This is a genomic window from Microbispora sp. H10836 (assembly GCF_012999525.1).
GTDB lineage: Bacteria > Actinomycetota > Actinomycetes > Streptosporangiales > Streptosporangiaceae > Microbispora.
Window position 1 is genome coordinate 207,264 of record NZ_JABBWU010000005.1, and the last position, 13,326, is coordinate 220,589.

13 protein-coding genes are annotated in these 13,326 nt (G+C 72.0%); 5 read left to right on the forward strand and 8 right to left on the reverse strand.

Annotated features, from left to right (window positions below; all coding sequences use genetic code 11):
- Positions 1-221: 221 nt before the first annotated feature.
- Positions 222-1,208, forward strand: coding sequence for a hypothetical protein (locus HHX30_RS12415; RefSeq protein WP_169982043.1), 987 nt, complete (start codon positions 222-224; stop codon positions 1,206-1,208).
- On the forward strand, positions 1,202-1,564 hold the full coding sequence (locus HHX30_RS12420) for a GntR family transcriptional regulator (protein ID WP_169982044.1): 363 nt from the start codon (positions 1,202-1,204) through the stop codon (positions 1,562-1,564). Before HHX30_RS12415 ends, HHX30_RS12420 begins: the two co-directional genes overlap by 7 nt.
- A gap of 49 nt (positions 1,565-1,613) precedes the next feature.
- On the opposite strand, the gene HHX30_RS12425 is transcribed toward HHX30_RS12420, so the two are convergent.
- On the reverse strand, positions 1,614-2,630 hold the full coding sequence (locus HHX30_RS12425) for a hypothetical protein (protein WP_169982045.1): 1,017 nt from the start codon (positions 2,628-2,630) through the stop codon (positions 1,614-1,616).
- Positions 2,623-3,213 (reverse strand): hypothetical protein, encoded by a 591-nt coding sequence (locus HHX30_RS12430; protein ID WP_311922340.1) that lies wholly within the window; start codon positions 3,211-3,213, stop codon positions 2,623-2,625. Before HHX30_RS12430 ends, HHX30_RS12425 begins: the two co-directional genes overlap by 8 nt.
- 275 nt (positions 3,214-3,488) lie before the next feature.
- On the opposite strand from HHX30_RS12430, the gene HHX30_RS12435 reads away from it, so the two are divergent.
- Positions 3,489-4,067, forward strand: a complete 579-nt coding sequence (locus HHX30_RS12435) for a hypothetical protein (RefSeq protein WP_169982046.1) — start codon at positions 3,489-3,491, stop codon at positions 4,065-4,067.
- A gap of 161 nt (positions 4,068-4,228) precedes the next feature.
- Positions 4,229-5,362: a virginiamycin B lyase gene (locus HHX30_RS12440; protein WP_211591911.1), complete on the forward strand. Its 1,134-nt coding sequence runs from the start codon at positions 4,229-4,231 to the stop codon at positions 5,360-5,362.
- A gap of 97 nt (positions 5,363-5,459) precedes the next feature.
- On the opposite strand, the gene HHX30_RS12445 is transcribed toward HHX30_RS12440, so the two are convergent.
- The 6 genes from HHX30_RS12445 to HHX30_RS12470 all read right to left on the reverse strand — a co-directional run bounded on the left by HHX30_RS12445 (position 5,460) and on the right by HHX30_RS12470 (position 11,454).
- Positions 5,460-6,767 (reverse strand): homoserine dehydrogenase, encoded by a 1,308-nt coding sequence (locus HHX30_RS12445; RefSeq protein WP_169982047.1) that lies wholly within the window; start codon positions 6,765-6,767, stop codon positions 5,460-5,462.
- Between the two features lie 42 nt (positions 6,768-6,809).
- Complete coding sequence (gene lysA, locus HHX30_RS12450; protein WP_169982048.1) at positions 6,810-8,216, reverse strand: diaminopimelate decarboxylase; 1,407 nt, start codon at positions 8,214-8,216, stop codon at positions 6,810-6,812.
- A gap of 128 nt (positions 8,217-8,344) precedes the next feature.
- Positions 8,345-9,070 carry a DALR anticodon-binding domain-containing protein gene (locus tag HHX30_RS12455; protein WP_311922341.1) on the reverse strand — a complete coding sequence of 242 codons (726 nt, stop codon included), beginning with the start codon at positions 9,068-9,070 and terminating at the stop codon, positions 8,345-8,347.
- Positions 9,037-9,690: a TetR family transcriptional regulator gene (locus tag HHX30_RS12460; protein ID WP_169982049.1), complete on the reverse strand. Its 654-nt coding sequence runs from the start codon at positions 9,688-9,690 to the stop codon at positions 9,037-9,039. Before HHX30_RS12460 ends, HHX30_RS12455 begins: the two co-directional genes overlap by 34 nt.
- A 115-nt stretch (positions 9,691-9,805) precedes the next feature.
- Positions 9,806-10,699, reverse strand: coding sequence for a trans-aconitate 2-methyltransferase (locus tag HHX30_RS12465; protein WP_169982050.1), 894 nt, complete (start codon positions 10,697-10,699; stop codon positions 9,806-9,808).
- 131 nt (positions 10,700-10,830) lie between these two features.
- Positions 10,831-11,454: a helix-turn-helix domain-containing protein gene (locus HHX30_RS12470; RefSeq protein WP_169982051.1), complete on the reverse strand. Its 624-nt coding sequence runs from the start codon at positions 11,452-11,454 to the stop codon at positions 10,831-10,833.
- Positions 11,455-11,726: 272 nt separating this feature from the next.
- Between HHX30_RS12470 and HHX30_RS12475 the strand changes: the two genes are divergently transcribed.
- Positions 11,727-13,304: an MFS transporter gene (locus HHX30_RS12475; RefSeq protein WP_169982052.1), complete on the forward strand. Its 1,578-nt coding sequence runs from the start codon at positions 11,727-11,729 to the stop codon at positions 13,302-13,304.
- Positions 13,305-13,326: the final 22 nt, after the last annotated feature.

Consider the following 13,326-nt stretch of genomic DNA (forward strand, 5'->3'; position numbering starts at 1 on the left):
CCCCACAGACGCGAACACTTCGGTGACTTTAGGCACGTCGCACGCGATCGACGCGCGAATGATCGCGGACGTTACCGGATCGAGCCCCTCAGCTCCGCCGGAGCCCGCGACGCGTGGGCCGGTGCGCCTCACCGTACGCAGCCCCGCCGAGGAGCGCGAGCCGGGCTTTCCTCGCTCTGTTCGTATTGTTATAGTGATATACAAACAGTTGGAGATGGCCCGTGTACTACCCCCCTCAGTACGACACCGGGCGACCCGGCCGGCCGCGCCGCCTGGTCCTGACCCTCGCGCCACCAGTTCTCGCCCTCCTCGGTCTCCTGCTGCTCTATGCCGTCTTCCGGGACCGGCTGCCCGGTCGGGCCTACGTCTCCGGCTGGGAGCCGCGATGGGCACCCGATTGGGATGACTGGCTGAGCTTGGTGGCCCAATACACAGGGGTCATCGAGGTGGCGCTCCTCGTGGGGTTCGCGCAGTACTGGCGCTGGCCCGAACTGCAGCGCTGGATGGCCGCGTGCTCCGTCGCCATGGGCGTTTCGGCCGCGACGGGGAACGGTGTCGCGATGACGGCGCTGATCGATGCCGCGGGGCCCGCGACCCCGCCGTCGTGGAAGGTACCGGCCGAAATCGTGGCCACCGTTCTCGGAGGCGCCGCGGGCTGGTGGCTGTCGGGCCCCCTGCCGCCCACGCCCTGGGCACGCACCGCGCCGCCCCCGGGAGTGCCCCTACTGCCGCTCACGCCGGCCCAGCGGGCCGTCTACGCGGTGTCCACCTGGCACCGCGCTCCGCTGCTTCAGGGCGCGGCCCTCCTCGCCCTGGCCTGGTTCTGGGCCCCTCACTTCTCGTCCTCTTGGCAACCCCCCACGATGGCGGCGCTCCTCGGGGTCTTCCTGGTCCTCCAGACGCGCACCCGGCTCCGCGTCGACGGCCGGGGCGTGGAGGTGAGCCTGCCCTGGCTCGGCGGCCTGCGGCGGGCCCTGCCGTACGACGCGGTACTGTTTGCCGCGGTGCGGTCGAGGGGATCCGGAACGGGCCCCGGCGGCCTGATCGGCGGCAGCAAGGGGTGGGGATACGTGAGCGGGCGTGGTCCCGTGCTGGCCCTCCGGCTCACCGACGGCCGGGAGTTCCTGTACTCGACCCGGGACGCGGAGACGGCCGCGGCGCTGGTGAACGGGGCGCTCACCCGGGCACGGGGAACCACCGGATGCTGATCGTCGTCGACCCGTCCTCCGCCCAGCCCTTGGCCGACCAGGTGGCGGCCTCGGTGCGCGCGGCGGTCGCCAGGGGCGCGGCGGTCCCCGGCGACAAGCTGCCCTCGGCGCGCGCCGTCGCCGCCGCGCTCGGCATCAACCTGCACACCGTGCTCCGCGGCTACCAGCAGCTTCGCGACGAGGGCCTGGTGGAACTGCGCCGGGGCCGTACGGCGACGATCACCGACCTCGCCGCCGAGGGCGGCCTCCTGCGCCTGCGCGAGGCGGCCGAGGAGTTCGCGGCCGTGGTCCGCCGGCTCGGGGCCTCCGAGGAGGAGGCCCTGGACGCCGTCCGGAAGGCCTTGGCGGGGCGCTGACCCGCCGCGTCCACCCCGTCCACGCCGCCGCGAGGCACGGCATGGCGGGTCAGGCCGCTTCACCGTCCAGGGGGCGGCGGCGGAACCGGCGCAGGTTCACGACCAGGAGGACCATGGCGGCGACGGCCGCGGCGGCGCAGGCGACGAGGGCCGGCACGCTCGGGTCGTTCGCCGCCGCCGCGGGTTCTCCGGCCGTGGGGAAGGTGATCGTCCCGGTGGCCGTACGGCTGACGCGGCCGCTGCGCAGGGTGAGCCGGAACCGCCAGGGCCCCGCGGGCAGGTCGTGACCCAGCAGCACGGCCACCTGACCGTGACCGCCGGGAGGCAGGGTGACGGCGCGGGTGCCGCGGAAGGGCCCGGCGCTGAGCGCGCTCGGCCCCTCCGACAGCCGCACCTCGCCCTCCAGGTCGACGGCCCGCTCCCCCGTGTTGCCGACCTCGGCCACGAGCCGCGGCTGCCCGTCGACGGTGCGCCCGGCGGTCACCCCGCCGATCCGGAAGCTCGTCGGCGGTTCGCCGCCCGGGCCCACGTCCAGGTAGGTGCGGACGCCCACCCGGTTGACGAGCGCCACGTTGCCTGCCGGGCCGGGCGAGGCCGAGGAGATCTCCGCCCAGATGACGGCGTACCGCTCGCCCTTGACCGCCGTGGCCGGCACCGCGACGGTGGCCGTCACCGGGACGCGGCCGCGCGGCGGCAGGTCCACCGCCGACCGGTCCAGCGTGATCCAGGAGGTCAGCTCGTTGGCGGTGCGGGCGGGGGCGAACGCGAACCCCGTCTCGCCCACCCGGGCGGCCGCGGGGTACAGGCTCACGTGCTGCCGTCGCGACGAGGTGCTGAAGACCTCGAGACGCCGGGTGAAGGTGGTGCCGGGATTCACGTGGTCGACGATGAACGCGTGCGAGCGCGGATCGTCCAGGCGGTTCTCGGGAATCTCCAGAAGGCGGATGCCGAACCTCTCCTGCCGGCGCGCGCCGCCGTCGGCCGCCGCCGGCGTGACGGCCGCGGCGTGCGACACGATCGCGAGCAGGCCGGAGGCGATGATCCTGCGGGCTGCGCGGTCAGGCAACGGAGTGGTTCACCGTGCCGGTGTAGAGGCCCGCCACCGCCTGGGCGGGGACGTTGACCACGATGGTGGGGTTCCAGATCGCCGAGTTGTCACCCGCGCCGGTCGTTTTGCTGAAGGCGGTGCGCGGCACGTCCAGCGTCACGGCCGCCGCCGCGTTGGGCTGCCCCGGCACGAAGGTGCCGGTGCCGGTCGTGCTCGCCGCCGGGCCCGACCAGTAGGAGACGGCGGTGTTGGGAATGGTCTCGGCCGCGCCGCCGCCGCCGGTGGTGAAACTGGTCGCGGACGCCGTGGCCACCCAGGTCGCGGTGAGCGTGGCGCGCTGGTCGGACACCGTGACATCGCCGAGCTGACCAGTGATCTGGTTCCCCGGCACGTTGGCGCCGATGTTCGCGGGACCGTCAGGCACGGTGATCGTCAGGCCGTCGGGGGCGTTGACGGTGAAGGTGACGGTCGTGGGACAGGTCGTGGATGCGGGACAGGTGCCCGCTCCGGCGGGCGTCGCCGTCGACGCCACGGTCAGCGCGGCCGACAGCGCCAGCGCTGCCGCGATCGCCGACGGCGCGGCGACATTCCTCTTACACACAGCCGATCTCCCCCGTCGATGCGCTGTTTCGAGCCTTGGTCGGTGACATCCTGGCCGGTCCTGGGCTTACGACACGGTCGCGAGGCCGGTGTCTGGAGACCCTTTGTGATCAGATGACGACGGACGGAGACGTGGGACCCGATCTCCACGGTCACGGCTGCTCCCGGCGTGGCGGCGGCCTGGAGCCGCCCCGGTGCCCTAACCTGCCGTGGGTCGTTCACAGGAAAGATCGGCCGCGCGGCGGACAGACGGCACGGCGACGAGGAAGGCCAGACATGCGGCAGGTCGTTGCGGGCGTGATCGTGACGGCGACGCTGGCCGCGTCGATCGCTGCGCCGGTCGCGCTGCCCACCTCGCTGTCCGCCGTGCCCGGCCTCGCGCCGGCGGCGCAGGCCGACACGGGAACGGCGCTGGTCCCCCTGCGGGCCGACCCGCTGACGATCACCGTGCCCGGCTCGGTGAACCTCGGCAGCGTCGCGCAGGGCGGCACGCTGAGCGCTTCCATGGGCACGGTGACCGTGGCCGACTCCAGGGCGGGAATCCCTCCGTGGACGGCGACCGTGTCCGCCACGAACTTCACCACCGGCAGCGGCACGCCCACGCAGACGATCACGACGGCGAACGTCTCCTACTGGTCGGGACCGGTCACCGCGTCGTCGGGAGTGGGCACCCGCAACCCCGGTCAGCCCACCGCGGCCAGCCGGGTGGCCCTCACCTCGCCGGTCACCGCGTTCAGCGGGCGCAAGCAGGCCACGCCGATGTCGACGAGCTGGCAGCCCACCCTGGTCATCACCATCCCGTCCAACGCCGCCGCCGGCGTCTACACCGGGACCATCACGCACTCGGTCGCCTGACCGTCGTCCCCGCTCCGTACAGGAGTTGGGGGTCTCGTGACCCGCCACGGACGCGGCGGCTCGGCCGCCGGTCAGGCAGGTCGGCCATAGTGAGGCCCGCCGGGCCGGCGGCACGGCTTCCGATCCGGCGTCTCGTGTCGCTCCTCAGCCGAAGGAATGCCATGCCCCGCTTCTCACGACACCTCCGCCGCCCGCTCGCGGCGATGGCGCTGGCCCTGGCGACGGCCGTGCCCCTGTTCACCGGCCTGCCCGCCGGTGCCGCCGCCGGGCCGGGCGAGCGTCCGAAGCCGCCGCCGCCGTGGGTGCGGATCTGCCAGAAGCTGAAGCGGATGCCGGAGCACCGGCACATGCGGTGTCCCGTCCACCCGCCGCGCCCGCGGCCCAGGTCGTCCGGCTCCGGCGAGGCGGCGCGGGTCCCCACGGTCTCGGAGATGGACACTCCCACCCATACGTCCGGGCCCGTCGGCATCACCTCGGGTCCCGACGGCGCGCTGTGGTTCACGGAGAACTACGCCGGCAACATCGGACGCGTCACCACCGGCGGCGACTTCACCGAGTTCGCCGTGCCGACCGACGACGCCGAGCCGGGGCACATCGCCACCGGGCCGGACGGCGCCCTGTGGTTCACCGAGGCGACCGGCGACAAGATCGGGCGGATCACCACCTCCGGCGTCATCACGGAGTACGCGCTGCCCAGCTCGGGGTCCTACCCCTGGGGCATCACCGCAGGTCCCGACGGCGCCCTGTGGTTCGTCGAGACGATTGGCAACAAGATCGGCCGGATCACCACCTCGGGGACCATCACGGAGTACGCCCTGCCGACCGCCGACGCCTACCCGATGTGCATCACGACCGGTCCCGACGGCAACCTGTGGTTCACCGAGTCGTTCGTCGGCAAGATCGGCCAGATCACCCCGGACGGGGACATCACCGAGTTCGCCATCCCCTCCTCGGGGGCGACGCCCATAGGGATCACCACCGGGCCGGACGGCGACATGTGGTACGCCGACGCCAACGGGAAGGTCGGCTCCGTCACCACGGACGGCGACTTCACCGAGCACGCACTGCCCGACCCCAACGCCTTCCCCTGGGGCATCACCAGCGGCTCTGACGGCAGGCTGTGGGTGGCCGAGCAACTCGGCAACGCGGCGGCCACCGTCACCACCTCGGGAATCATCATCGAGTACTACATGCCGACCAGCCTCGCCGGGCCCTTCGACATCACCAGCGGGCCCGACGACAACGTCTGGCTCACCGAGAACTACGTCGACCAGATTGCGAAGGTCGCCCTTTGACGGCCTGAACCCGTCGTGGTGAGCGCCGCCGTCGATTCCGACGGCGGCGCCGCCGCATCTGAGGTCCGGGACAGAGCGCCGGGGAACGTCCCGGGCGTCAGGGCGTGTCGTCGCCCTCGACCCGCATGACGCTCGCGACCGCGCGGACGATGTTCAGGTCGCGCAGGTCCTTGATCGTGCCCGACAGGGCGGCGTCGCTGGCCCGGTGGGTCACCAGCACGAGCTGGGCGTCGTCGCCACGGCCCTCCTGCCGCACCGTCTGGATCGACACGTCGTGCGTGGCGAAGATGTCGGCGACACGGGCGAGCACACCCGGCTTGTCCGCGACGTCCAGCGACACGTGGTAGCGCGTGACGCTGTCGCCCATCGGGTGGACCTTGAGGTCGGCGTACGTCGACTCCTCCGGCCCGCGGGTGCCGGCGAGGCGGTTGCGCGCCACGGCGACGATGTCGCCCAGCACGGCGCTGGCGGTGGGCGCGCCGCCCGCGCCCGCGCCGTAGAACATCAGCCGCCCGGCCGACTCGGCCTCCACGAAGACCGCGTTGTACGCCTCACGCACCCCCGCCAGAGGGTGCGACCTTGGGATCATGGCGGGGTGCACGCGGACGCCGACCGACCGGCCGTCGTCGGAGCGGGCGCAGATGGCCAGCAGCTTGATGACGTACCCCATGCCCTTGGCCGAGGCGACGTCGGCCGCGGTGATCTCCGTGATGCCCTCGCGGTGCACGTCGGCGGCCGTCACCCGGCTGTGGAAGGCGATGCCGGCCAGGATCGCCGCCTTGGCCGCGGCGTCGAAGCCCTCGACGTCGGCCGTCGGGTCGGCCTCGGCGTACCCGAGTGCCTGGGCCTCCTCCAGCGCGTCGTTGAACGAGGCGCCGGAGGAGTCCATCTTGTCGAGGATGTAGTTGGTCGTGCCGTTGACGATGCCCAGCACGCGGCGCACCCGGTCACCGGCCAGCGACTCGCGCAGGGGGCGCAGCAGGGGGATCGCCCCGGCGACGCTCGCCTCGAAGTACAGGTCGGCGCCGTTCTCGCGGGCGGCGCGGTGGATCGTCGCGCCGTCCTCGGCGAGCAGCGCCTTGTTGGCGCTCACCACGGACTTGCCGTGCGCCATCGCGGCGAGGATCAGCGACCTGGCGGGCTCGATACCGCCGATCACCTCGACGACGATGTCCACGTCGTCGCGGGTGACCAGGCCCTCCGCGTCCGTCGTGAGCAGCGCGGGGTCCACGTTGGCGTCCCGCTTGCGCCCGAGCCTGCGCACGGCGACGCCGGCCAGCTCCAGCGGGGCGCCGACACGGGCGGCCAGGTCGTCGGCCTGCTCGTGGAGCAGACGCACGACCTGCGACCCGACGACGCCGCAGCCCAGCAGCGCGACCCTGAGCGCCGGTTTGGCTTTACTCACGACCCCTCCTCGCTTCGCCGCCGGACTGTCCGGAGCGGCCGGTCACAGCTGCCCCCTGAGCAGGTCGTCCTCGGTCTCCCTGCGGATGATGACCCGCGCCTGGCCGTTGGACACCGCGACGACGGCGGGCTTGGGCAGATAGTTGTAGTTGTTGGCCAGCGACCGGCAGTAGGCACCGGTGCCGGCGACGGCGATCAGGTCGCCGGGGGCCAGGTCGCCCGGCAGGTACAGGTCGCGCACGACCATGTCGCCGCTCTCGCAGTGCTTGCCCACCAGGCGCGACAGCATCGGCGCCGCCTGGCTCACGCGGGAGGCGAGCACGGCCGTGTAGTCGGCGCCGTAGAGGGCGGTGCGGATGTTGTCGCTCATGCCGCCGTCGACGCTCACGTAGGTGCGCAGGCCCTCCACGTCCTTGACGGTACCGGCCTCGTAGAGGGTGACGCCGGACACTCCGGCGATCGACCGGCCCGGCTCGACCGTGAGCCGGGGCACGGGCAGCCCGGCCGATTCGCACACCTTCGTGACGATCTCCCGCAGGCCGTCCGCGATCACCTTGACGTCCAGGGACTCGTCGCCCACCACGTAGGGAATGCCGTACCCGCCGCCGAGGTCCAGCTCCGGGAGCACGACGTCGTGCTCCTCCTTGATCTCGACCAGCAGCCGGGCCAGGCGGCGGGCCGCGACCTCGAAGCCGCCGGTGTCGGTGATCTGCGACCCGATGTGGGAGTGCAGGCCGACCAGTTCGAGCTGCGGCAGCGCGAGGATGCGCCGCACCGCCTCGGCGGCGGCGCCGCTGCTCAGCGACAGGCCGAACTTCTGGTCGTCGTGAGCGGTCGCGATGAACTCGTGGGTGTGCGCCTCGACGCCCACGGTCACCCGGATCATCACCTTCGGCCGCACGCCGTGCTTGTCGGCGAGGAAGCCGAGGCGGGCGATCTCCTCGAACGAGTCGATCACGATGTGGCCCACGCCGGCCTGGACGGCCTTCTCCAGCTCGGCGAGCGACTTGTTGTTGCCGTGCATCGTGATGCGCTCGGGCGGGAAGCCCACGCTGAGCGCGACGGCGAGCTCGCCCGCGCTGCACACGTCGAGGCCGAGGCCCTCCTGGTCGATCCAGCGGGCGACCTCGCGGCACAGGAACGCCTTGGCGGCGTAGTGGACCTCGCCGTCGTGGAAGGCGGACCGGTACTCGCGGCAGCGTGAGCGGAAGTCCTCCTCGTCGATGACGTACAGAGGCGTGCCGAACTCCTTCGCCAGGTCACGGGCGTCGATTCCGCCGATCGTGAGGGCACCGTCGGCCCGGCCGGACGTTCGCGGCCAGATGGCCGGTTCGAGCGCGTTGAGGTCGGCGGGCACGTGCGGCGGACGCTCCTCGGGCAGTCCGGCGGTGACGGCGACGATAGTTGAGGCGGCGTGCAGGTCGCCGGCAGGGTGGGCGAATCGACTCACCCGAACGAGGCTAGCCGACCCTGCGATTCACTCGCGCCCGCTGTTCAACCTGCGAGACGACCCCGAAGGAAGATATTCAGATCCGCAGGTCATATACGGCATTGCTTCCGGCGATCGTCCCATTTGGTTCAGATTTTGCCGGGCGGCGCGACGCCGAGCTCCGCCAGCCCCTCGCCGAGCACCCGGCGCACCGCCTCCCCCATCCGCACCCGGGCCGCGTGGACCTCCGACGGCGCCTCGTCGCCCCTGGGGATCGGGGACGCGCGCTCGACGGCCGCGTGGTAGACCTCGGCCAGCCGTTCGAGGTACGCCGCCCACCCGGGATCGCGGCTCTCCCTCCTGCTCGGCAGCTCGGCCAGGACCCGCAGCACGGCCCGGTCGAACGGGCCGTCGAGGAGCTCGGGCGGCACCGCCGCGCGGGCCGGCACGCCGAGGTCACGCGCCCATCGCCGTACGGCTCCCGCCCGCACGTACGCGTACCGCACGGCGAAACCGGGGTTGTCCCACGTGCGGGGGAAGTCCGGCCACGGCGCCGCGCAGGACGCCGGCGGCGGGGACACGGCGATCGGGGCGGCCAGGACCTCGTCGACGATCTCTCCCGGCGCGGCGACCCCGATGACGAGGAAGCCGTTCGGCCGGACGTCCACCCGCCGGATCCCGGGCACCGCGCGCAGCCGTGACGCGAGCCGCTCCGCCGCCTTGGCCGGGGGCTCCGCCGTTCCCCGGAGCGCAGCGGTGGAGACGAATCGCGCCTCCCGCTCCCACGACCCCTGCGGCATCGGCGGCGCGCCGAGGACGCCGCGCAGCGCCTCCATGATCATCACGCCTTCGGCGCGGCGGTCAGCGTGAGACACCCGGGGATCGCGGCGAACGCCGCACGCAGGCACGCGGTCAGATCCCCGGACGCGGGCTCCCCCGGCAGGGACGCCCAGGACTCCAGAGCGCCGCGCCAGGCCGCGACGAGCAGGTCGAGCACGAACCTCGCCCGCAGGTCGTCCACACCGCCCAGGTCGAGACGACGGCGCAGGATCGCGAGCGCCTCACGGGTGGTGCGGTCGCACAAGTGCAGGCCGTACGCCCTCATCGAGGGGGTCCGGGCGGCCAGCAGCTCGCCGAGCCGGACCTGGCGCGCCCAGTCGCCGGCGGTCATCCGTCCGACGGCGGCTAGCAGACAGTCCTGCACCATCTCCATGACCGGGCGTCCCGCGTCGGGCTCGCACCGCTCCAGCTCGTCGAGGAACGCAGCCCACATGTCCTGCGCGGGCGTCAGCGCGACGTCTTCCTTGCCGGCGAAGTTGCGGAAGAAGGTGCGCTTGGAGACCTCCACGACCGCGCACAGGTCCTCGAGGGTCGTCGCCTCGAACCCCCGCTCGGTGAACAGTTCCAAGGCCGCGTCGACCAGCGCCCGGCGGGTGCGCAGCTTCTTACGCTCACGCAGCCGAAGGTGATCGGCCGGGACGGCTGTGGTCGTCATCGCGGCCAGTCTAGCCCGGCAGAAGGTGCGCCTTGCTGGCACATGCCACCGAGTGGCATGGCCGTGCTCGACCTCGCCCTGAACGGCGGCGCCCCTCAGCGCCGCGCACTGTGCGTCAGGCGCGGCGCGCGGCCCAGACGGTGCGCTCGGTGCGTACGACGAGATCCTCGCGATGCAGGAGGCTGTTCGGGCTGTTGGGGTCCAGAAGCTCGTCGAGTGCGGCGAGGTCCTCGGGGCTGAGGGCGGGTGCGGCGACGCCGCGGATGCGCTGCAGGCTGCCGTAGGCGTAGCGGCCGATCGCTTCGCTGCGCTCACCTTCGATGTTGACGGTGATGGTGCGCTCGTCCTCGACGGTGAAGCCGGCGGCTATCAGTAGCGGGCCCCAGTCGGCGCCGCGGTGCGGAACGTGCTCGGCGTGGAAACTGTCGGTCGCGGCATGGGCGCGCTCTTCGAGGCCAGGCCGGTTCTCCGGGGCGTGGGCGGGCAGGAAGCGGGGGAAGCCCGCGAGCTCGACGACGGCGAACAGGCCACCGGGGGCGAGCAGTTCGCGGACGCTCCGGAGGGCGCGGCCGGGGTTGGCCATGTGGTGCATCGAGGCCGAGGCCCACACCAGATCCGGCGTGCCGAGGTCGGGCCAGTGGTCGGTGTCGAGGTCGGCCTGCACGGTGTGTACGCGTCCCTCGACACCGCGGGCGCATGCCTTCTCGCGCAGGAGCCGGAGGTGCCCGGTCGAGGTGTCGACGGCGGTGACGTGCGCGTAGGGGAAGCGATCGAGGAGCGCGAAGGTGCCCGCGCCGGTACCGCAGCCCAGGTCCACGATCTGCCGCGGCTCGCTCTTCAGCGGCAGCCAGGCGGTGATGGACGCTATGTGCTCGGCGAGCACCTCGGCGTCCAGATCGAGGATCTCCGCCTGACCGCCATCGCCGTGCGTTTGGAGGCCGCCATGGTCGTGGTCGGGGTGGTGACCGCTTTGTCCGTGATGGGGGGTGTGCTGATGCATTGGGGTCATGGCACCACCGTAAGCCCTTCATGCGCGTTCCGCATGACCGCTTGCGGAAGACGCAAGAAGGTCGCGTGATTCGCTGCCCGGCACGCAATATCGCCCGCCGCGCCGCGGGCCTCCGGCACGACAAGGGCCCGCTATTCGCAGGGAGCCTGGGCGCCTCCGCAGGCGGCTTCGGAGCCGTCGGCGCCGGCGTCCTTCTGGTGACCGCGGCGGGCGTCGCGGTCGAAGATGCCCAGGATCTCGCACGGTCCGCCCTCGGCGCCGATGGCGTGCGGCATCATGGTGGGGAACTCTGCGGCCTGGTTGGTCTCGATGCGATAGCGCCGGTGACCAAGCATGAGGACGGCGGTGCCGGACAGCACCACCAGCCATTCGCGGCCGGGGTGGGCGCGCATGCGGGCCGGATTGTCGGGCGGCGGGTCGGTCATCCGCTGACGCATCGCGCTCATACCGGGGTCGCCCTTTATGGGCCAGCGCATCAGGCCGTGGGTGCCGTCGATCATCGGGCTGATGACGACGTCGTCGGCGGCGTTCTCCACGAGCTGGTCCAAAGTGGTGTCCAGTGCGCGGGCCAGGGTGACCAGCTGGTCCAGGGCCAGGCGGCGCTGACCGTTCTCGATACGACTCAGTGACGACTGGCTGAGGTTGGCGCGCGTGGCCAGCTCCTCCAGCGACCAGCCCTGTGCGACGCGCAGCGCGCGGATCCGTTTGCGTACGAGGCTTTCCAGCTGCCGATCTTCTTGCGTCATAAGCAACATGCTATGCCTCTTATGCAACGCGGGGTTAACGTGTCAACGACGACGGCGGCGCTCTGGCCGGCTCTCACATCAATGCCCTGCCGGCCACCGCGACACCGACGCCGGGCTCGCCGCCGCGCACAAGACCACCGGCTGACACCGAAGCCCTGCTGTCGAAGAACCGCGCGCCCGCCATCCGGCGGTCCACGCGGTGAGCAAGTCCCCACCTCACCGACCCGGCGACCGGCTCTGTCCCGGCGCTGATCCTGCATGCCCTTGTTCGGAAGGAAACCATGAGTACCAATCAGCCTCCTCAGGCGGCCGCGCCGGCAAGCGGCGGGGGTGCGCCGGATGCGCGCCGGCTGCGCGCGATCCTGATCACCGTCTCCATCGCGTTGATGGCTGTCATCGCCTCGGTGTCCGGGCTGAACGTCGCCCAGACTCACATGGCCGTCGAGTTCGGCGCCTCGCAGAGCACCGTTCTGTGGATCATCAATACCTACACCCTCGCCCTGGCCGCCCTGCTGCTGCCGCTCGGCGCGATCGGTGACCGGCTGGGCCGCAAGCCCATGCTGATCACCGGACTGATCATCTTCGGCGCCGCCGGCGTCGTCGCGGGACTCGCCCCGTCGGCCGCGGTGATGATCGGCGCCCGCGTGGCCGCCGGTATCGGCGCTGCGATGATCATGCCGATCACACTGGCCGTCATCACCTCCACCTTCCCCGAGGAGGAACGCGGCAAGGCGATCGGTGTGTGGACCGGTGTCGCCGGAGGCGGCGGCATCCTGGGCATGTTTCTCTCCGCCCTGCTGGTCGACGTCGCCGACTGGCGCCTGCTGTTCGTGCTGCCCGTGGTCCTGGTCGTCGTCGCGCTGGCGATGACTCTGAAATCAGTGCCCAACTCCCGCGAACGCTCCACCCACTCCTTCGACACCATCGGTGCGCTGGTCTCCACCATCGCCGTGATCGGTCTCATCTTCGTCCTGCAGGAAGGCCCCGAGCGCGGCTGGACCGCCCCCATCACCCTGATCAGCCTGACCGTGGGTGTCATCGCCGCCATCGCCTTCGTGGCCTGGGAGCTGCAGCGCCGCGACGCGTCCCTGCTGGACGTACGTCTCTTCCGTGAGCGGGGCCTGGCCGGCGGCTCGATCACCCTGTTGGTCGTCTTCGGCGTCCAGGCCGGTATCGCCGTCGTGCTCTTCCCGTTCTTCCAGGCCGTACTCGGCTGGTCCGGACTGATGTCCACCGTGGCGATGATGCCGATGGCCGTCATGATGATGATGACCTCGGGCCTGGCCCCGAAGATGGCCGCCAAGATCGGCGCCCGCTCCACCATGACCGTGGGCGTCGCCCTGGCCACCCTCGGCCTGGCCCTGATGGCCCTGTTCATGTCCGTCGACGGCGGCTACCTGTCCATCCTGGCCGGCATGCTCGCCATGGGCATCGGCATGGGGCTGTCGATGACGCCCTCCACCGAGGCCATCACCAGCTCACTGCCCCGCGCGAAGCAAGGTGTCGCCTCCGCACTCAACGATGTCACCCGCGAGTTCGGCACCGCTCTCGGTGTCGCCATGCTCGGCGCGCTCCTGGCCAACGGCTACCGCAGTGCCATCGACGGCAGGCTCGACGGCATCCCCGCCGGCGCCGCGGACACCGCCCGCGAAGGCATCGCCAACGCCGTCGAGGTCGCGCCCAAGACCGGCGGCCACGCCCAGGGCCTGATCCACGCGGCACAGCAGTCCTTCGTCGACGGCTGGCAGCAGGCCATGTGGATCGGCGCCGCCGTCATGGCCGCGCTGCTCCTCTACGTCGCCCTGCGCGGCCCGAAGAACATCGCACCCCTCCAGCCGGACGGCCGCACGGCGCCCTGAGCGCCACCCGAGAGGTCCGTGG

Coding starts and splice junctions, on each gene's coding strand:
- HHX30_RS12420 (WP_169982044.1), top strand. CDS start 1,202: ATGCTGATCGTCGTCGACCCGTCCTCCGCCCAGCCCTTGGCCGACCAG.
- HHX30_RS12465 (WP_169982050.1), bottom strand. CDS start 10,699: ATGACCCCAATGCATCAGCACACCCCCCATCACGGACAAAGCGGTCAC.
- HHX30_RS12440 (WP_211591911.1), top strand. CDS start 4,229: ATGCCCCGCTTCTCACGACACCTCCGCCGCCCGCTCGCGGCGATGGCG.
- HHX30_RS12460 (WP_169982049.1), bottom strand. CDS start 9,690: ATGACGACCACAGCCGTCCCGGCCGATCACCTTCGGCTGCGTGAGCGT.
- HHX30_RS12470 (WP_169982051.1), bottom strand. CDS start 11,454: ATGTTGCTTATGACGCAAGAAGATCGGCAGCTGGAAAGCCTCGTACGC.
- HHX30_RS12475 (WP_169982052.1), top strand. CDS start 11,727: ATGAGTACCAATCAGCCTCCTCAGGCGGCCGCGCCGGCAAGCGGCGGG.
- HHX30_RS12435 (WP_169982046.1), top strand. CDS start 3,489: ATGCGGCAGGTCGTTGCGGGCGTGATCGTGACGGCGACGCTGGCCGCG.